The sequence below is a fragment of the Roseateles sp. genome, assembly GCF_019237615.1.
Classification (GTDB): domain Bacteria; phylum Pseudomonadota; class Gammaproteobacteria; order Burkholderiales; family Burkholderiaceae_C; genus Pelomonas.
The window spans coordinates 25,087-43,156 of the sequence record NZ_JAFAGT010000029.1; the positions used below are offsets into that span (position 1 = coordinate 25,087).

General features: G+C 65.6%; 15 protein-coding genes and 7 tRNA genes. 16 read left to right on the forward strand and 6 right to left on the reverse strand.

Annotation, left to right across the window (positions count from 1 at the left end):
• Nucleotides 1-4: 4 nt before the first annotated feature.
• The 9 genes from purF (at nt 5) to JOY88_RS05240 (ending at nt 4,984) form a co-directional block, all read left to right on the forward strand.
• The gene (gene purF, locus JOY88_RS05200) at nt 5-1,516 is read left to right on the forward strand and encodes an amidophosphoribosyltransferase (protein WP_293500954.1); all 1,512 of its coding nucleotides are present in this window, start codon (nt 5-7) and stop codon (nt 1,514-1,516) included.
• Nucleotides 1,517-1,527: 11 nt separating this feature from the next.
• Entirely contained in the window at nt 1,528-2,748 is a 1,221-nt protein-coding gene (locus JOY88_RS05205; RefSeq protein WP_293500956.1) for an O-succinylhomoserine sulfhydrylase, read from the forward strand.
• Nucleotides 2,745-4,148 (forward strand): glutamate--tRNA ligase, encoded by a 1,404-nt coding sequence (gltX, locus tag JOY88_RS05210; protein ID WP_293500958.1) that lies wholly within the window; start codon nt 2,745-2,747, stop codon nt 4,146-4,148. Before JOY88_RS05205 ends, gltX begins: the two co-directional genes overlap by 4 nt.
• Before the next feature lie 103 nt (nt 4,149-4,251).
• Nucleotides 4,252-4,327, forward strand: a tRNA-Ala gene (locus tag JOY88_RS05215).
• 51 nt (nt 4,328-4,378) lie between these two features.
• Nucleotides 4,379-4,454, forward strand: a tRNA-Glu gene (locus JOY88_RS05220).
• A gap of 52 nt (nt 4,455-4,506) precedes the next feature.
• Nucleotides 4,507-4,583 (forward strand) — tRNA-Asp (locus tag JOY88_RS05225).
• A 72-nt stretch (nt 4,584-4,655) separates the two neighbouring features.
• A tRNA-Ala gene (locus tag JOY88_RS05230) sits at nt 4,656-4,731 on the forward strand.
• A gap of 48 nt (nt 4,732-4,779) precedes the next feature.
• Nucleotides 4,780-4,855 (forward strand) — tRNA-Glu (locus JOY88_RS05235).
• Nucleotides 4,856-4,907: 52 nt separating this feature from the next.
• Nucleotides 4,908-4,984, forward strand: a tRNA-Asp gene (locus tag JOY88_RS05240).
• Between the two features lie 71 nt (nt 4,985-5,055).
• On the opposite strand, the gene JOY88_RS05245 is transcribed toward JOY88_RS05240, so the two are convergent.
• The 3 genes from JOY88_RS05245 to JOY88_RS05255 all read right to left on the reverse strand — a co-directional run bounded on the left by JOY88_RS05245 (nt 5,056) and on the right by JOY88_RS05255 (nt 6,004).
• Nucleotides 5,056-5,313, reverse strand: a complete 258-nt coding sequence (locus JOY88_RS05245; protein ID WP_293500960.1) for a hypothetical protein — start codon at nt 5,311-5,313, stop codon at nt 5,056-5,058.
• 172 nt (nt 5,314-5,485) lie between these two features.
• A tRNA-Ser gene (locus JOY88_RS05250) sits at nt 5,486-5,576 on the reverse strand.
• 32 nt (nt 5,577-5,608) lie between these two features.
• Nucleotides 5,609-6,004: a DUF4902 domain-containing protein gene (locus JOY88_RS05255; protein ID WP_293500962.1), complete on the reverse strand. Its 396-nt coding sequence runs from the start codon at nt 6,002-6,004 to the stop codon at nt 5,609-5,611.
• A gap of 77 nt (nt 6,005-6,081) precedes the next feature.
• Between JOY88_RS05255 and JOY88_RS05260 the strand changes: the two genes are divergently transcribed.
• Nucleotides 6,082-6,798 carry a helix-turn-helix transcriptional regulator gene (locus JOY88_RS05260; protein ID WP_293500964.1) on the forward strand — a complete coding sequence of 239 codons (717 nt, stop codon included), beginning with the start codon at nt 6,082-6,084 and terminating at the stop codon, nt 6,796-6,798.
• Between the two features lie 285 nt (nt 6,799-7,083).
• Here JOY88_RS05260 and JOY88_RS05265 read toward each other — a convergent pair whose 3' ends face one another.
• Nucleotides 7,084-7,995: an SPFH domain-containing protein gene (locus JOY88_RS05265; RefSeq protein ID WP_293500966.1), complete on the reverse strand. Its 912-nt coding sequence runs from the start codon at nt 7,993-7,995 to the stop codon at nt 7,084-7,086.
• A 35-nt stretch (nt 7,996-8,030) separates the two neighbouring features.
• A complete protein-coding gene (locus JOY88_RS05270) occupies nt 8,031-8,459 on the reverse strand; it encodes an NfeD family protein (RefSeq protein WP_293500968.1) in 429 nt (142 codons plus the stop codon).
• A 131-nt stretch (nt 8,460-8,590) separates the two neighbouring features.
• Between JOY88_RS05270 and JOY88_RS05275 the strand changes: the two genes are divergently transcribed.
• On the forward strand, nt 8,591-10,858 hold the full coding sequence (locus JOY88_RS05275) for an arginine/lysine/ornithine decarboxylase (RefSeq protein WP_293500970.1): 2,268 nt from the start codon (nt 8,591-8,593) through the stop codon (nt 10,856-10,858).
• A 47-nt stretch (nt 10,859-10,905) separates the two neighbouring features.
• Here the strand turns inward: JOY88_RS05275 and fabI are convergent, their stop codons facing one another.
• The gene (gene fabI / locus JOY88_RS05280) at nt 10,906-11,685 is read right to left on the reverse strand and encodes an enoyl-ACP reductase FabI (RefSeq protein WP_293500972.1); all 780 of its coding nucleotides are present in this window, start codon (nt 11,683-11,685) and stop codon (nt 10,906-10,908) included.
• A 249-nt stretch (nt 11,686-11,934) separates the two neighbouring features.
• Here fabI and rimP point away from each other — a divergent pair, with 249 nt between their 5' ends.
• The 5 genes from rimP to truB form a co-directional block, all read left to right on the forward strand.
• A complete protein-coding gene (gene rimP, locus JOY88_RS05285) occupies nt 11,935-12,555 on the forward strand; it encodes a ribosome maturation factor RimP (protein WP_293500974.1) in 621 nt (206 codons plus the stop codon).
• Entirely contained in the window at nt 12,552-14,030 is a 1,479-nt protein-coding gene (gene nusA, locus JOY88_RS05290; protein ID WP_293500976.1) for a transcription termination factor NusA, read from the forward strand. Before rimP ends, nusA begins: the two co-directional genes overlap by 4 nt.
• Before the next feature lie 49 nt (nt 14,031-14,079).
• Nucleotides 14,080-17,094 (forward strand): translation initiation factor IF-2, encoded by a 3,015-nt coding sequence (gene infB / locus JOY88_RS05295; protein ID WP_293500978.1) that lies wholly within the window; start codon nt 14,080-14,082, stop codon nt 17,092-17,094.
• Between the two features lie 67 nt (nt 17,095-17,161).
• Nucleotides 17,162-17,551 (forward strand): 30S ribosome-binding factor RbfA, encoded by a 390-nt coding sequence (rbfA, locus tag JOY88_RS05300; protein WP_293500980.1) that lies wholly within the window; start codon nt 17,162-17,164, stop codon nt 17,549-17,551.
• Nucleotides 17,552-17,566: 15 nt separating this feature from the next.
• Nucleotides 17,567-18,070 (forward strand): tRNA pseudouridine(55) synthase TruB (gene truB, locus JOY88_RS05305; RefSeq protein WP_293500982.1); only part of this gene is annotated, 504 nt, incomplete at its 3' end.

The following is an 18,070-nucleotide window of genomic DNA, read 5'->3' on the forward strand; positions in this document are numbered from 1 at the left end:
TGCCATGTGCGGCATCGTCGGCACTCTCGCTGCCTCCCCCGTCAACCAGCTCCTCTACGACGCGCTGCTGCTGCTGCAGCACCGCGGCCAGGACGCCGCCGGCATCGTCACCATGCAGGGCCACAAGTGCTTCATGCACAAGGCGCGCGGCATGGTGCGCGACGTGTTCCGCACCCGCAACATGCGCGCGCTGCCCGGCAACATCGGCCTGGGCCAGGTGCGTTACCCGACGGCCGGCAACGCCTACAGCGAGGAAGAGGCCCAGCCCTTCTACGTGAATGCACCGTTCGGCATCGTGCTGGTGCACAACGGCAATCTGACCAATGCCCACGCCCTGAAGGAGGAGCTGTTCGCCGTCGACCACCGCCACATCAACACCGAGAGCGACACCGAGGTGCTGATCAACGTGCTGGCCCACGAGCTGCAACAGGCTGCGCGCGACCTGCCGCTGGCGCCCAAGGAGATCTTCTCCGCGGTGCGCGCGGTGCAGAAGCGCATCAAGGGCAGCTATGCCGTCATCGCGCTGATCGCCGGCTATGGCCTGCTGGCCTTCCGCGACCCCTTCGGCATCCGCCCGCTGTGTTTCGGTCGTTCGGGCAGCGGCGACTTCATGGTGGCCAGCGAAAGCGTCGCCCTCGAAGGTACGGGTCACCAGCTCGAGCGCGACGTGGCGCCCGGCGAGGCCTTGTTCATCGACATGGCCGGCCAGCTCCACACCGAGCAGTGCAACGATAGCCCGGCGCTCAACCCCTGCATGTTCGAGTTCGTCTACCTGGCGCGCCCGGACTCGGTGATGGACGGCATTTCGGTCTATCAGGCGCGGCTCAACATGGGTGAGACGCTGGCCCAGCGCGTCATCTCGACGATGCCGCCCAACGAGATCGACGTCGTCATCCCCATCCCAGAGAGCAGCCGCCCGTCGGCCATGCAGCTGGCGCACCGCATCGGCAAGCCCTACCGCGAGGGTTTCGTGAAGAACCGCTACGTGGGCCGCACCTTCATCATGCCGGGGCAGGGCGCGCGCAAGAAGAGTGTGCGCCAGAAGCTCAACGCCATAGGCCTGGAGTTCAAGAACCGCAACGTGCTGCTGGTGGACGACTCCATCGTGCGCGGCACCACGTCCAAGGAAATCGTGCAGATGGCGCGTGACGCCGGCGCCCGCAAGGTCTACCTGGCCTCGGCGGCGCCGCCGGTGCGCTTCCCCAACGTCTACGGCATCGACATGCCGACGCAGGAGGAGCTGATCGCCCATGGCCGCAGCATCGAGGAGATCCGCGAGTACATCGGCGCCGATGCGCTGATCTACCAGGACGTGGACGCGATGAAGCGCGTCGTCGCCGCGCTGCACCCGGGCCTGGCAGGCTTCGAGGCGAGCTGCTTCGACGGCCACTACGTGACGGGCGACGTCAGCCTGGCGGACTTCGCCGCGATGCGCGAGCAGCGCACCAGCCAGCCGGGCGACGAGGATGCCGACGCGCGCAGCCGGCTGGCGCTGCAAAGCGGCAGCGAGCCGTGAGGGGCTGACCCATGAGCGACCACCGCCCCCTGCCCGAAGGACTGCGGCCAGAGACCTTGGCCGTGCGCACGGCGCTGGCGCCCAGCCAGCACGGCGAGAACTCCGAGGCCTTGTTCCTGACGACGGCCTACGTGCAGTCGGATGCCGAGACCTCGGCGCGCAAGTTCTCCAACTCCGAGGACTTCACCTACTCGCGCACCAGCAACCCGACCGTGCGCAGCCTGGAGGCCCGCCTGGCCGCGATGGAGGGCACCGAGGCCGCCATCGCGACGTCCACCGGCATGAGCGCCATCCTGCTGCTGGGCATGGGCGTGCTGAAGGCAGGCGACCATGTCGTCTGCTCGCGCTCGGTGTTCGGCTCCACGATCAACCTGTTCGCCAAGGAATTCGGCAAGTTCGGCGTCGAGACGACGTTCGTGTCGCAGACTGACCTGGCCGAATGGCGCGCGGCCATCAAGCCGACGACCAGGCTCTTGTTCGCCGAGACGCCCACGAACCCGCTGACCGAGGTCTGCGACATCCGCGCGCTGGCCGAGCTGGCCCATGGCGCGGGCGCCATCCTGGCGGTCGACAACACCTATTCGACGCCAGCCCTGCAGCGCCCGGCCGGCATGGGCGCCGACATCGTCATGCACTCGGCCACCAAGTACATGGATGGCCAGGGCCGCGTGATGGCCGGTGCGCTGTGCGGCCCCAACAAGCTGATCCGCGACGTCTTCGGCCCCATCCTGCGCACGGTGGGCATGACCCTGGCGCCGTTCAACGCGTGGGTCGTGCTGAAGGGCCTGGAGACCTTGTCGCTGCGCATGAAGGCGCAGAGCGAGCAGGCGCTGGCCGTCGCGCGCTGGCTCGAAGCCCAGCCCGAGGTCGACCGCGTCTACTACCCGGGCCTGGCCTCGCACCCCCAGCATGAACTGGCCATGCGCCAGCAGAGCGGGCAGGGCGGGGCGGTGGTGTCGTTCGACCTCAAGGGCGACACGCCCGAGGCCCAACGCGCCGCGGCCTTCCACGTCATCGACAGCACGCGCGTTGTCTCCATCGCCACCAACCTGGGCGACACCAAGACCATCATCACCCACCCCGCGACGACCTCGCACGGCCGCCTCAGCGAGGCGCAGCGCCAGGCCGCGGGCATAGGCCAGGGCCTGATCCGCCTGGCCGTCGGCCTGGAGCATGTCGACGACATCTGCGACGACCTGCTGCGCGGCCTTTCCACCCTCACGACCCGATGACTTCCCAATTCGACAAGGTCCGCACGCGCATCGCGCCGTCGCCGACTGGCTTCCTGCACCTGGGCACGGCCCGCACCGCGCTCTATTCCTGGGCCTATGCCCGCCACCATGGCGGCGAGTTCGTGCTGCGCATCGAGGACACCGACGTCGCGCGCTCCACGCAGGACTCGGTGGACCAGATCATCGCGGCGATGAACTGGCTGGGCCTCTCCTACGACGAGGGCCCGATCTACCAGATGCAACGCCTGGACCGTTACCAGGCCGTCATCGAGCAGTTGATCGCCGAAGGCAAGGCCTACCACTGCTACGCCACGCCGGCGGAGCTGGACGCCATGCGCGAGGCCCAGCGTGCCCGCGGCGAGAAGACGCTGTACGACCGCCGCTGGCGCCCGGAGCCCGGCAAGCTGCTGCCTGTGCCGCCCGAGGGCGTGAAGCCGGTCGTGCGCTTCGCCAACCCCGTCGATGGCGACGTGACTTGGGACGATGTCGTCAAGGGTTCGATCACGATCAACAACCGCGAGATCGACGATCTCATCATCGCCCGTGCCGATGGCGTGCCGACCTACAACTTCGCCGTCGTCGTCGACGACTGGGACATGCGCATCAGCCATGTGTTCCGCGGCGACGAGCATGTCAACAACACGCCCTGGCAGATCAACATCTTCAACGCGCTGGGCGCGCCGCTGCCTGCCTTCGGCCACCTGCCCATCATCCTGGGCGACGACGGCCTGAAGCTGTCCAAGCGCCGTGGCGCCGTCAGCGTGATGGACTACGCCGCCAACGGCTACCTGCCCGAGGCCATGCTGAACTACCTGGCCCGCCTGGGCTGGAGCCATGGCGATGACGAGCTGTTCTCGGCCGCGCAGATGGTGAGCTGGTTCGACGGCTCGCACCTTTCCAAGAGTCCTGCGCAATGGGACCCGGCCAAGCTGGACTGGGTCAACGGCCACTACGTGAAGCAGATCGACGAAACCCGGCTGGCAGAGCTGGCCGTGGTGCAGCTGGCAGCCCAGGGCATCGCCGTGACGCTGGAGCAGGTCCAGCCCAAGGTCGGGCTGTTCAAGGAGCGCTGCGCGACCGTTGCGGCGCTGGCCGGCTGGCTGGCCATGTACTTCGCGCCGGTCGCACCCTCCGCGGAGGACCGGGCGGCCCACGTCACGGATGCGGTGCGCCCCGCGCTGGCCATGCTGGCCGAGCGCCTGGCTGCCCTGACGGAGTGGAGCAAATCCGGCATCCAGCAGGCGCTGAAGGACACGCTGGCGGCGACCGGATTGAAGATGCCGCAACTGGCGGTGCCGGTGCGCGTGCTGGTGTGCGGCCGCACGCAGACGCCCAGCCTGGATGCGGTGCTGGAGCACTTCGAACAGAAAAAAGTTCTCGATCGCTTGCAATCCACCTGAATTTCGTCATATACTCTTGGTCTCGCTTGAACAGCGCTGCAAACGAAGCGATGAGCGATTGAGTCGGTAACGACAAGATCGCAAATCAAAACGTAAGCACATTGGGGGTATAGCTCAGCTGGGAGAGCGCTTGCATGGCATGCAAGAGGTCAGCGGTTCGATCCCGCTTACCTCCACCAAGAATCCTTAGGGGTTTTTGAGTGGCGCGCAGTTCAAGTCGCGAAGGTTTCGTCCCCTTCGTCTAGAGGCCTAGGACACCACCCTTTCACGGTGATTACAGGGGTTCGAATCCCCTAGGGGACGCCAAGTTTGATGAGCTTGGATATTGTCGAAAGACGGTATTAAAATCATCCCACGCGGAGTGGTAGTTCAGTTGGTTAGAATACCGGCCTGTCACGCCGGGGGTCGCGGGTTCGAGCCCCGTCCACTCCGCCAAGGATTCCATCGGGTTCGCCCGATAAATGAACGGCCAATACGGCCGTTTATTTTTTGCGACCGTCATTTGACGGGGGTATAGCTCAGCTGGGAGAGCGCTTGCATGGCATGCAAGAGGTCAGCGGTTCGATCCCGCTTACCTCCACCAGATATCCCTTGGGATATTCGGTGGCTTCGCAGTAGTTTTGAAAATTCAGTCCCCTTCGTCTAGAGGCCTAGGACACCACCCTTTCACGGTGATTACAGGGGTTCGAATCCCCTAGGGGACGCCAAGTTTGATGAGCTTGGATATTGTCGAAAGACGGTATCGAATTCATCCCACGCGGAGTGGTAGTTCAGTTGGTTAGAATACCGGCCTGTCACGCCGGGGGTCGCGGGTTCGAGCCCCGTCCACTCCGCCAAAATGCCAATGCGCCGAAGCCCTCGCGGGCCTCGGCGCATTTTCTTTTGGGCTCGAGAGGTATGGGGATCGTCAGGAGACTCCGCGTGAGGGCGCCGGCGCCGTGCCGGCCTCATCGGTGCCACCGTCACTGCCATGGGCTTGCGGGCCGGCGGTGCCGGCCGGGCGGGACTCGGCGGAACTGGTGCGCGGAGCTTCGCTGGGGCTGCGCTTGCCGCTGACGACCAGGCGCGCCAGCTTGACGACCTCGCTGGCCTGCGCTGGAAAGCCGCCAGCCACCAGGCCGAGCGCCAGGCACAGGCTCATCCATCCCCTAAGCAGTCGCGTCATCTCTACCTCCCGCCTTGCAGACGGCAAGGCACGCGTTGCAGTGTTCAGCATGTGAGGCCGGCAAGCCAGCGTCGAGCGACGAATTGCGCTTTCCCGGGGACGAATTGCAGTCGAGCGATGCGAATGGAGCGGCGCGGAAAGCAAAACGGGCCCTGAGGGGCCCGTTCATGCTTGGCGGAGAGGGCGGGATTCGAACCCGCGGTGGGCTATTAACCCACACACGCTTTCCAGGCGTGCGACTTAAACCGCTCATCCACCTCTCCTGCAAGCCCGCCATCATAGCGCAATACGAGGCTCATGCCTGCAAATTACGGGTTCGATTTGCGCCGCGCCTGTCCAATGCATCGCGCCAGTCGAGTTGATGGATGACATTGTTGAGGTGCAGCATGCGGCGCGAGCGTGCCAGCGTATGCCCGTGGCCATCAATCAGCGCGACATTGCAGAGGATGTTCATCGGATCGAACAGCGCGACGACGTCAGGTTGGATCTCGGTCCACTCCCAGGCGATCTGGATGGGCTCGCCGCCATCCGACGTGGCCCAGACCTCCTGCCCAGAACGCAGCCCAGAGCGTGAATCGTGCACTCTGACACTACTTCCCACTTGCCGCAGCTCATGGGTCGCTAATTCGAACTCGTTTACAGTCTTGACGACCGTCTCGCAGGCCATCAGTTGCCAAGCTGCAATCTGCATTCGGGACTCCTCTCATTTGGATGGTTTGCAGTTTGCGTTCACCCGGGCCAGGCTGCTCCTACCAACCCTAGTAGCGCATGAACCTGCAGCGGTACGAACAAGTCAGTCAAGCGGAAGATTTCGCGTCCTTCAAGCAAGGGCTGATCGACTTCGCCAATGACCTGGACTTTGGTTTGATTGCAGGAGTTCTGGCCTATGAGCACCGTGGGCCGGGGGCCAAGACCGAATACGTCACGATCAGCAACACGCCGACTGCTTTCCTGGAAGCGTTCAATGACGCGTCGAACGCCAAGAGGGATCCGGTCCACCAGCATGTGATGCGGCATTCAACGCCGCTGATCTACGACCAAAGCCTCTACGTCAACGCCGACGCCGGCGATCTATGGGAAATGCAGGCCCCGTTCGGGTATAGGGCAGGTCTGGCGGTCAGCGTTCACATGCCCGGCTATCGACGGTTTCTGCTCGGCGTCGACCGCGACAAGGCGCTGCCGAAGGACTCGGTCAAGCTCAATCGGATGATTGCCGATCTTCAGCTTCTGGCGGTTCATGCTCAGGACGCGGCAGCGCGGCTGCTGTTGTCGTCCAAGGGCCAGGACAACAAGCCGAAGCTGTCTGTGCGTCAGCTTGAGATCCTCAAGCTGACGATGGAAGGCAAAAGTGCCTGGGTCGTAGGCAGCATCCTCGGCATCAGCGAGAACACGGTCAATTACCACATGAAGCAGCTCTTCAAGGAGCTGGATGTTTCGAACAAGCCTCACGCCGTTTTGAAGGCGATGGAGTTGGGCCTGCTTTGAATGCGCCCCTACCAGGGTTTGTAGTTCCCTGCCGAGCGACCCTCCGACAAACTGCGCTCATCTGTGTACGGCCCGATGGCCAGATGGGAGCAAGTTATGTGGACACTGATTGCCGAATTGTTGGGTCTGCCTTACGGCGGTGGTAACTAAGCCTGCAGCGAGACCTTTGACAGGACCCTTAACAGGAAAAGCGACACCTCCATCGCTTTCGTTCGGCGCCCCCCGAACGTCTTGCACCCGCGACCGCCCTTAGGGCGGCTTCGCGGGTTTTTTTATTTTCAGGTCTCAGGGTTTCACGCCGCCCTTGAGCAGCGCCATGGCGGTGCCGATCAGGCCGGCGACCTCGGTCATGTTGCCCGGCACGATCATCGTGTTGTTCTTCTGTGCCAGGTGGGCGTAGGCATCGACGGCCTTCTCGGCGACCTTGAGCTGCACGGCCTGTCCACCGCCCGGCTGCTCGATGGCGGCGGCGATCTTGCGGATCGCGTCGGACGTCGCATCGGCCACCGCCGTGATGGCGGCCGCCTCGCCCTGGGCCTTGTTGATCTCGGCCTGCTTCTGGCCTTCGGACTTCGCGATCGCCGCCTCGCGCTCGCCGGTGGCGATGTTGATCTGCTCCTGGCGCCGGCCTTCCGATGCGGCGATCAGCGCGCGCTTTTCACGTTCGGCAGTGATCTGGGCCTGCATGGAGTGCAGGATGGCCGGCGGCGGCGTCAGGTCCTTGATCTCGTAGCGCAGCACCTTGACACCCCAGTTCAGCGCCGCCTCGTCCAGCGCCTCCACGACCGAGGTGTTGATGACGGCGCGTTCTTCGAAGGTGCGATCCAGCTCCATGCGGCCGATGACAGAGCGCAGCGTGGTCTGCGCCAGCTGCGTGATCGCGACAACGTAGTTGCTGGCGCCGTAGCTGGCGCGCATCGGGTCGGTGACCTGGAAGTAGAGGATGCCGTCGACGGTCAGCTGCGTGTTGTCCTTGGTGATGCAGATCTGGCTGGGCACGTCGAGCGGGATTTCCTTCAGCGAGTGCCTGTACGCCAGGCGGTCGACGAAAGGTACGAGGAAGTTCAGGCCCGGCGTCAGCGTGGCGTGATATCGCCCCAGGCGCTCGACCACCCAGGCGTGCTGCTGGGGCACGACCTTGATCGAGCGGGCCACGAAGATGGCGGCGATGACGAGGATGACGAGTGCGATTTCCATGTGGCCTCTCGAACGGGTTTGCTAGGGGAGGTGGGTCAACGGTCCAGCAGCAGGCGGCTGCCTTCGATGGCGCGGATCACGTGCCGGCCACTTTCGGCGGGCGTCTGGCCGATGTAGCGGGCCTGCCAGGCCGCGCCGCGGTACTGGACCTGGGCCGTGCCTTCGGCCGACCAGGCCTCGACATGCACGGTCTGGCCAATGTCCAGGTTCACGTCGGGATTGCTGGCTGCCGGCGCCGCCGGCTCGCCCCCGCGGCGGCGCATATGCCAGGCCGTAGTCGCCGCGCCGCCAACGGCGGCCGCGACCAGCATCTGGCCCGGGAGACCCAGCCCGAGATGGGCGGCCAGGGCGCCTGCCGCGGCGCCCAGGGCCAGCATCAGCAGATAGAAGGTGCCGCTGGCCAGCTCTGCGGCGACCAGTATGCCCGCGGCGATCCACCAATAGGTGCTCCAGCTCCAGTCCATGCCGTCTCCCTCGGTCTTTGTTGAAAGGTCAGTGTAGGGCGGCGCAGGGGCTGCGGCGACATGGCCGGGACACGCTGCGGCCCTACACTTCGCGGCTTCGTTTTTTTGATGCCCGCCCGCTGGAGGCCGCGATGATCCGTTTTCACTTTCCCATCGTCATCATCGACGAGGACTACCGCTCCGAGAACACCTCGGGCCTGGGCATCCGTGCGTTGGCCGAGGCCATCCAAAAAGAGGGCATGGAGGTGCTGGGTGTGACGAGCTATGGCGACCTGTCGCAGTTCGCCCAGCAGCAGAGCCGCGCCTCGGCCTTCATCCTGTCCATCGACGACGAGGAGTTCACCTCCGGCCCCGACCTCGATCCGGCCGTGCTGAACCTGCGCAAATTCATCGGCGAGATCCGCAACCGCAACCCGGACATCCCCATCTACGTCTACGGCGAGACGCGCACGAGCCAGCACCTGCCCAACGACGTGCTGCGCGAGCTGCACGGCTTCATCCACATGTTCGAGGACACGCCTGAGTTCGTGGCCCGCCACATCATCCGCGAGGCCAAGAGCTATCTCGACGGCCTGGCGCCGCCCTTCTTCAAGGCGCTGATGGACTACGCCCAGGACGGCTCCTACTCCTGGCACTGCCCGGGCCACTCGGGCGGCGTCGCCTTCCTGAAGAGCCCCGTGGGCCAGATGTTCCACCAGTTCTTCGGCGAGAACATGCTGCGCGCCGACGTCTGCAATGCGGTGGAGGAGCTCGGCCAGCTGCTGGACCACACCGGCCCGGTCGCCGCGTCGGAGAAGAACGCCGCGCGCATCTTCAATGCCGACCACTGCTTCTTCGTCACCAACGGCACGTCCACCTCCAACAAGATGGTGTGGCACCACACGGTCGCGCCGGGCGACGTGGTCGTCATCGACCGCAACTGCCACAAGAGCAATCTGCACGCCATCATCATGTGCGGCGCCATCCCCGTCTTCATGACGCCGACGCGCAACCACTACGGCATCATCGGGCCCATCCCCGAGAGTGAGTTCAGCCCCGAGGCGATCCGCGCCAAGATCGCCGCCAACCCGCTGCTGGCCCATGTCGACCCGGCGACCGTCAGGCCCTCCATCGTCACGCTGACGCAGAGCACCTACGACGGCGTGCTCTACAACACCGAGACCATCAAGAAGAAGCTCGACGGGTACATCCCGACGCTGCATTTCGACGAGGCCTGGCTGCCGCACGCGGCCTTCCATGACTTCTATGGGCAGTTCCACGCGATGGGCAAGAACCGCCCGCGCCCCAAGGAGGCCATGGTCTATGCGACCCAGTCCACCCACAAGCTGCTGGCCGGCATCTCGCAGGCCTCGCAGGTGCTGGTGCAGGACTCGCAGTCGGTGAAGCTCGACAAGCACCTCTTCAATGAGGCCTACCTGATGCACACGTCGACCTCGCCGCAGTACTCCATCATCGCGAGCTGCGACGTGGCCGCCGCGATGATGGAGCCGCCCGGCGGCACGGCGCTGGTGGAGGAAAGCATCCGCGAATCGCTGGACTTCCGCCGCGCGATGCGCAAGGTGGAGGGCGACTACGGCGACGACTGGTGGTTCAAGGTCTGGGGGCCTGACTTCCTGCGTGCCGAGGAGGGTGGGGAGCCGGTGGCGGCCGACTGGATGCTGCATGCCGACGAGGAATGGCATGGCTTCGGCGCGCTGGCCGAGGGCTTCAACATGCTGGACCCGATCAAGTCCACCATCATCACGCCGGGGCTGGACATGGAAGGCCGCTTTGCCGCCACCGGCATCCCGGCGTCCGTCGTCACCAAGTTCCTCGTGGAGCACGGCGTGGTCGTCGAGAAGACGGGGCTGTACTCCTTCTTCATCATGTTCACCATCGGCATCACCAAGGGCCGCTGGAACACGCTGCTGACCGCACTGCAGCAGTTCAAGGACGACTATGACAAGAACGCGCCGCTGTGGCGCATCCTGCCCGAGTTCTGTGCCCAGCATCCCAAGTACGAGCGCATGGGCCTGCGCGACCTCTGCCAGGCCATCCACCAGGCCTATGCCGAGGGTGACATCGCGCGCCTGACGACGGACATGTACCTGTCCAACCTGCAGCCGGCCATGACGCCCACGGATGCCTATGCCCACATCGCGCAGCGCAAGACCGAGCGTGTCGGCATCGACGAGCTGGAAGGCCGCATCACGACCTCGCTGCTGACGCCTTACCCGCCCGGCATTCCGCTGCTGGTCCCGGGCGAGCGCTTCAACAGGAAGATCGTCGACTACCTGAAGTTCACGCGTGGCTTCAATGCCAAGTTCCCGGGCTTTGCGACCGATGTGCACGGCCTCGTGCACGAGGTGGACGAGGAGACCGGGCGCGGCCACTACTACGTGGACTGCGTGAAGCAATAAAACAAGGGCTCCGAGAGGAGCCCTTGTTGCTTGGGGAGGCGCGCGGTTTATTCGCCGGCGAGCGCGACGTGGCTGAAGCCGCCGTCCACGTAGAGGATCTCGGCGCTGACGCCGCCGGCCAGGTCCGACAGCAGGAAGGCCGCGGCGTTGCCCACGTCGTCGATGGTCACGTTGCGGCGGATCGGTGCGGCGCTGGCGAACTGGCTCAGCAGCTTGCCGAAGTCCTTGATGCCGGAGGCCGCCAGCGTCTTGATCGGGCCTGCCGAGATGCCGTTCACGCGCACGCCCTTGTCGCCCAGGGAGTGGGCCAGGTAGCGCACGCTGGCCTCCAGGCTGGCCTTGGCCAGGCCCATGGTGTTGTAGTTGGGCACGAAGCGGTCGGCGCCCAGGTAGCTCAGCGTCAGCAGCGACGAGCCCTGGCGCAGCCGCGGCGCGGCCAGCTTGGCCATGGCGGGGAAGCTGTAGGCCGAAATGTCGTGGGCGATGCGGAAGTTCTCGCGCGTCATGCCGTCGAGGAAGTCGCCCGCGATCGCGTCGCGCGGCGCAAAGCCGATGGAGTGGACGAAGCCGTCGAACTCCGGCCACACCTCGCCGAGCTGGTCGAACAAGGCCTGCATCTGCTCGTCGCTGGTGACGTCGCAGTCATAGATCAGGCTGGAGCCGAATTCGGCGGCGAACTCGCTGATACGGTCCTTGAAGCGCTCGCCCTGGTAGCTGAAGGCCAGCTCTGCGCCTTCGCGGTGGCAGGCGCGGGCAATGCCGTAGGCGATGGAGCGGTTGGACAGCACGCCCGTGATCAGCAGCCGCTTGCCGGCGAGAAAGCCCATTCTTGTCTCCTGTGAGGTCTCAAACAGCCCGCGATTCTGGCATGTCTAGGGGGAGGCGGCTTGCCGGCACGGGACTTGCACAGTACAATCCGAGCTTCACCAGAAACGGGAGATCTCGACAGAGGTTCCCGACGAGTACCGGACGGCATCCCCCGGTGCGCGATATCCGGTGAACGAGTGGGCGGATTCATCCAGCCCATTTTTTTTGCTTTTTCGATTTTCTTTTCGACGCGAAGACCGTAACACCGAATGAGTTGGCAAACCGCTGTGGAAACGACCGTGACCGGCCTGGGTTACGAACTCGTGGACTGCGAACGCAGTGCCGGCGGATTGCTGCGCGTGACGATCGACAAGCTGCCCGCGCAAGCCGACGCCGGTGAGCTGATCACGGTGGATGACTGCGAGAAGGTGACGCGCCAGTTGCAGTATGTGCTGGAAGTCGAAGGCTTTGACTATGCCCGGCTGGAGGTTTCCTCGCCGGGGCTGGATCGGCCGTTGAAAAATACCGCGCATTACGCGCGCTTTGCCGGTCAGGAAATCGACATCACTCTGAAGTTGCCCTTCCAGGGGCGCAAGAAATACCGCGGCGTGCTCGGCGCGCAGCCCGGCGCGGCCGACGGCCAGGCCTGGCGCCTGGTGTTCGACGACGGCACGGCCGAGCAGGCGATGGACTTCACGCTGGACGAGGTGCGCGAGGCGCGCCTGGTGCCGGCCTTCAGTTTCAAGGGGCGCGGCGGCGAGCCGGCGCCCGATCGCAAGCCCGGCCAGCGGGGCGTCATCAAGCCGAAGCAGGCAGCGGCTAAGAAACAAACGGGAGAGCCCCAGGCTGCGCCCGGCCAAGACAAGGTTGACGGAGGTCTCAAGCAATGAACCGCGAAATGTTGATGCTGGTGGACGCGATCTCGCGCGAGAAGAGCGTGGAGCGCGATGTCGTGTTCGGTGCGGTGGAAGCCGCGCTGGCCTCGGCCACCAAGAAGATTTACGGCGGTGAAGCCGACATCCGCGTCAGCGTCGACCGCGATTCCGGCGAGTACGAGACCTTCCGCCGCTGGCATGTCGTGCCCAACGAGGCCGGCCTGCAGAACGCCGACGCCGAGATCCTGCTGTTCGAGGCCCAGGAGCAGATCGCCGACATCGAGGTGGACGACCACATCGAGGAGCCCGTCGAGTCCGTGCCCATTGGCCGCATCGGCGCGCAGGCCGCCAAGCAGGTCATCCTGCAGAAGATCCGCGACGCCGAGCGCGAGCAGTTGCTGAACGACTTCATGTCGCGCGGCGAGAAGATCTTCGTCGGCACCGTCAAGCGCCTGGACAAGGGCGACATGATCGTCGAGAGCGGTCGCGTCGAAGGCCGCCTGAAGCGCAGCGAGATGATCTCCAAGGAGAACCTGCGCACCGGTGACCGCGTGCGCGCCGTCATCCTGGGCGTGGACCCGACGCAACGCGGCCCGCAGATCATGCTGTCGCGCTCCAGCCCTGAGTTCATGAAGGAACTCTTTGCCCAGGAAGTGCCCGAGATCGAGCAAGGCCTGCTGGAGATCAAGAGCTGCGCCCGTGACAGCGGTTCGCGCGCCAAGATCGCTGTCGTCAGCCATGACCGCCGCGTCGACCCCATCGGCACCTGCGTCGGTGTGCGCGGCTCGCGCGTCAACGGCGTGACGACCGAGCTGGCCGGCGAGCGCGTCGACATCGTGCTGTGGAGCGAAGACCCCGCCCAATTCGTCATCGGCGCGCTGGCGCCGGCCAACGTGCAGTCGATCGTCGTCGATGAAGAGCGTCACGCGATGGACGTCGTTGTCGACGAGGAGAACCTCGCCATCGCCATCGGTCGTGGCGGCCAGAACGTTCGCCTGGCGTCCGAGCTGACCGGCTGGCGCATCAACATCATGTCGGCTGAGGAGTCCGCCGCCAAGCATGAGCAGGAGACCGAGAGCGTGCGCAAGCTCTTCGTCGACAAGCTCGACGTGGACGCCGAGGTCGCCGACATCCTGATCGCCGAGGGTTTCACCAGCCTGGAAGAAGTCGCCTACGTGCCGATGCAGGAGATGCTGGAGATCGAGGCCTTCGACGAGGACACCGTTACCGAGCTGCGCACCCGTGCCAAGGACGCGCTGCTGACGATGGAAATCGCCAAGGAAGAGAAGGTCGAGGAAGTCTCCCAGGACCTGCGCGACCTGGAAGGCATGACGCCCGAGCTGCTCGCCAAGCTCGCCGAAGGCAGCATCAACACCCGCGACGACCTGGCCGACCTGGCCGTGGACGAACTGGTCGAACTGTCCGGCATGGACGAGGCGGCCGCGCGCGCGCTGATCATGAAGGCCCGCGAACACTGGTTCAACGCCTGATCAAGCACTCAAGCCGCGCCGCACCGAAAGCAATTTGAAGGATCCCCACATGGCCGTGACTACCGTCGCCCAATTCGCCGCCGAGCTGAGCAAGCCGGCGGGCACGCTGCTGGAGCAGCTGCAAGCCGCGGGCGTCAAGAAGTCTTCCGTCGACGACTCGCTCAGCGAGACCGACAAGGAACGCCTGCTCGACCACCTGCGCTCTGCCCACGGCACCGCCGGCACCGAACGCAAGAAGATCACCCTCGTCAAGAAGTCGACCACCGAGATCAAGCAGGCCGATGCCTCCGGCAAGGCCCGCACCATCCAGGTCGAAGTGCGCAAGAAGCGCACCTTCGTCAAGCGTGACGAAGCCGCCGACGAAACCAGCGCCAGCACGGACGAGGCCGAGTTGCTGCGCCGCGAGGAAGAGGCTCAGGCCCAGGCCGCCGCACTGCGTGCCCAGGAGGAAGAGCTGGCTGCCAAGGTGAAGGCCCGCGAGGAGGCCGAGCGCGCCGCGCGCGAAGCCGCCGCTGCCAAGGCCGCCGCCGAAGCCGCGGCCGCGGAAGCCGCCGCCAAGGCCGCCGCCGAAGCCGCCGCGGCTGCAGCGGCAGCTGCGGCCGCCGCCAAGGCCGAAGAGAAGGTCGAAGATCAGGCCGAGGCCCGCGCCCGCAGTGCGGCAGCAGCAGCAGCCGAGGCCGCTGCCATCAACAAGGCTGCGGCCACCAAGCGCGGCGCCAAGTCCGCGCCGGCGCCTAGTGCGGTCGTGGCCCCGCCGCCGCCCGCTCCGGCCCCCGAAGTCGTGGCCCCGCCGCCGCCCGCGCCCGCCGAGGCCGCCAAGCCGGCACTGCGTGTCGTCAAGGCCGTGGATGCCGCGGCCGAGGAGAAGCAGAAGCAGGACGACCTGGCCCGCCGCCGCAAGGCCGCAGAGGACGAGGCCGCCAAGATCCGCGCGATGATGAATGCGCCCAAGAAGGTGCTGATCGCGAAGAAGCCCGAGGAGCCCAAGCCGGCCGAAGGCGCGGGCATCAAGGGCACCATCCACAAGAAGGCTGGCGCACCGGCACCGGCCGGCGCCCCCGCCAGCGCAGGCACCGGCAAGCCTGGCGACAAGAAGTCGGTCAAGTCCGAGAAGCTGTCGTCCAGCTGGGCCGATGACGCCGCCAAGAAGCGCGGCCTCAAGACCATCGGTGCCGGCCCCGCCGGCGCCGGCCGCCCGGGTGGCGGCGGCAACTGGCGTGCTCCGGCACGCGGTGCCGCGGGCCGCCGCGGCGACCGTGGTGGCAACGGGGGCTCGAGCTTCCAGGCACCGGTCGAGCAGCAGGTGCAGGAGGTCCATATCCCCGAGACCATCTCGGTGGCCGACCTCGCCCACAAGATGTCGGTCAAGGCTGCCGAGGTCATCAAGCAGCTGATGAAGCTGGGCCAGATGGTCACCATCAACCAGCAGCTGGACCAGGAAACGGCCATGATCCTCGTCGAGGAAATGGGCCACAAGGCCTTCGCTGCCAAGCTCGATGATCCGGACGCGTTCCTCGAGGAAGAGGGCGCCAGCGCCGACCAGCAGCACGAGCTGCTGCCGCGCGCACCGGTCGTCACCGTGATGGGTCACGTCGACCACGGCAAGACCTCGCTGCTGGACTACATCCGCCGCAGCCGCGTGGCCGCAGGCGAAGCCGGTGGCATCACGCAGCACATCGGCGCCTATCACGTCGAGACGCCGCGTGGCGTGATCACCTTCCTGGACACCCCGGGTCACGCGGCCTTCACGGCCATGCGTGCCCGTGGCGCCAAGGCCACCGACATCGTCATCCTCGTCTGCGCCGCAGACGACGGCGTGATGCCGCAGACCAAGGAAGCCATCCACCATGCCAAGGCGGCGGGCGTGCCCATCGTCGTGGCCATGACCAAGATCGACAAGCCCGACGCCTACGTCGAGCGCGTCAAGAGCGAGCTCGTGGCCGAGGAAGTCGTGCCCGAGGACTTCGGTGGCGAGTCGCCGTTCGTGGGCGTGTCGTCCAAGACCGGCCAGGGCATCGACGAACTGCTGGAGCAAGTGCTGCTGCAGGCCGAAGTGCTGGAACTCAAGGCACCTAAGGACTCGATGGCCAAGGGCCTCGTGATCGAAGCCAAGCTCGACAAGGGCCGCGGCCCGGTCGCGACCGTGCTGGTCCAGTCCGGCACGCTCAAGCGCGGCGACGTGGTCCTGGCCGGCTCGACCTTCGGCCGCGTGCGCGCCATGCTCGACGAGGACGGCAAGCCCTCGACCGAAGCGGGCCCGTCGATTCCGGTCGAGATCCAGGGTCTCACCGAAGTGCCGCAGGCCGGCGATGAATTCATGGTCCTCGGCGACGAACGCCGTGCCCGTGAAGTCGCAACCTTCCGCCAGGGCAAGTACCGCGACGTCAAGCTGGCCAAGCAGCAGGCCGCCAAGCTGGAGAACATGTTCTCCGACATGGCTGCCGGCGACGTGCAGACACTGCCGCTGATCGTCAAGGCCGACGTGCAGGGCTCGCAGGAAGCGCTCGCGACCTCGCTGCTCAAGCTCTCGACCGACGAGGTCAAGGTGCAGATCGTGCACGCCGCGGTCGGTGGCATCAGCGAGTCGGACGTCAATCTGGCGATCGCCTCCAAGGCCATCATCATCGGCTTCAACGTGCGTGCCGATGCCGGCGCGCGCAAGCTCGCCGAGGGCAATGGCGTCGACCTGCGCTACTACAACATCATCTACGACGCCGTGGACGAGGTGAAGGCGGCGATGGGCGGCATGCTGGCGCCCGAGCAGCGCGAGGAAGCGCTCGGCACGGCCGAGATCCGCGTGGTGTTCAATGCCTCGAAGATCGGCACGGTGGCCGGTTCGATGGTCACGTCGGGCCTGGTCCGCCGTGGCGCAAGGTTCCGTCTGCTGCGCGAGAACGTCGTGATCTACACCGGCGAGGTCGAATCGGTCCGCCGCGAGAAGGACGACGTCCGCGAAGTCAAGGAAGGCTTCGAGTGCGGTATCAAGCTGAAGAACTACAGCGACATCGCCGAAGGCGACCAGCTGGAAATCTTCGAAATCAAGGAAGTGGCCCGCACGCTGTAAAGACCGTCATCGGTCTTGGTGTAAACCCCGCCCTGGGCGGGGTTCGCCACTTCTGCAGGAGTTGAAGATGCGACATAAACGTGCCATCCCCAACCGCGGTTTCCGCGTGGCCGACCAGATCCAGCGCGATCTGGCCGAGCTCATCCGCGAGCTCAAGGATCCGCGCATCAAGATGCCGACGATCTCCGCCGTCGAGGTCACGCCCGACTACGCGCACGCGAAGGTATTCTTCTCGGTGCTGATCGGCGATCCGAAGGAAACCGAAGAGGCGCTCAACGAGGCCGCCGGCTTCCTGCGCAACGGCCTGTTCAAGCGCCTGCAGATCCACACCGTGCCGACGCTGCATTTCCACTTCGACCGCACGACCGAACGGGCGGCCGAGATGAATTCGCTGATCAGCCGCGCCAATGCCATGCGCGCGGTCGATGAAGTGGCGGGCGAAGAGCCCAACGACTGAGCTGGCAAGACGCCGATGAACGCACCGCGCGAACCCAAGCAACGCATCCAGCGCCGCCCGATCCACGGCGTGCTGCTGCTCGACAAGCCGCTCGGCCTGTCGAGCAACGATGCATTGCAGAAGGCCAAGTGGCTGCTGCGCGCTGAAAAAGCCGGCCACACGGGCACGCTCGATCCGCTCGCCACTGGCCTGCTGCCGCTGTGCTTTGGCGCGGCGACCAAGTTCGCGCAGGTCAGCCTCGATTCGGACAAGCGCTACACCGCGACGCTCCAGCTTGGCCAGACGACGACGACCGGCGACGCCGAAGGTGAACCCGTCGAGACGCGCGCGGTGGCCGTCACGCCTGAGCAGGTGCTGGCCGCCTGCGCCGCCCATACCGGGCCGATCTCGCAGCTGCCGCCGATGCACTCCGCGCTCAAGCACGAAGGCAAGGCGCTCTATGAATACGCTCGCCAGGGCGTCGAGATCCAACGCCAGCCGCGCGCCGTGACCATCCATTCCATCACCGTGCTCGAGTGG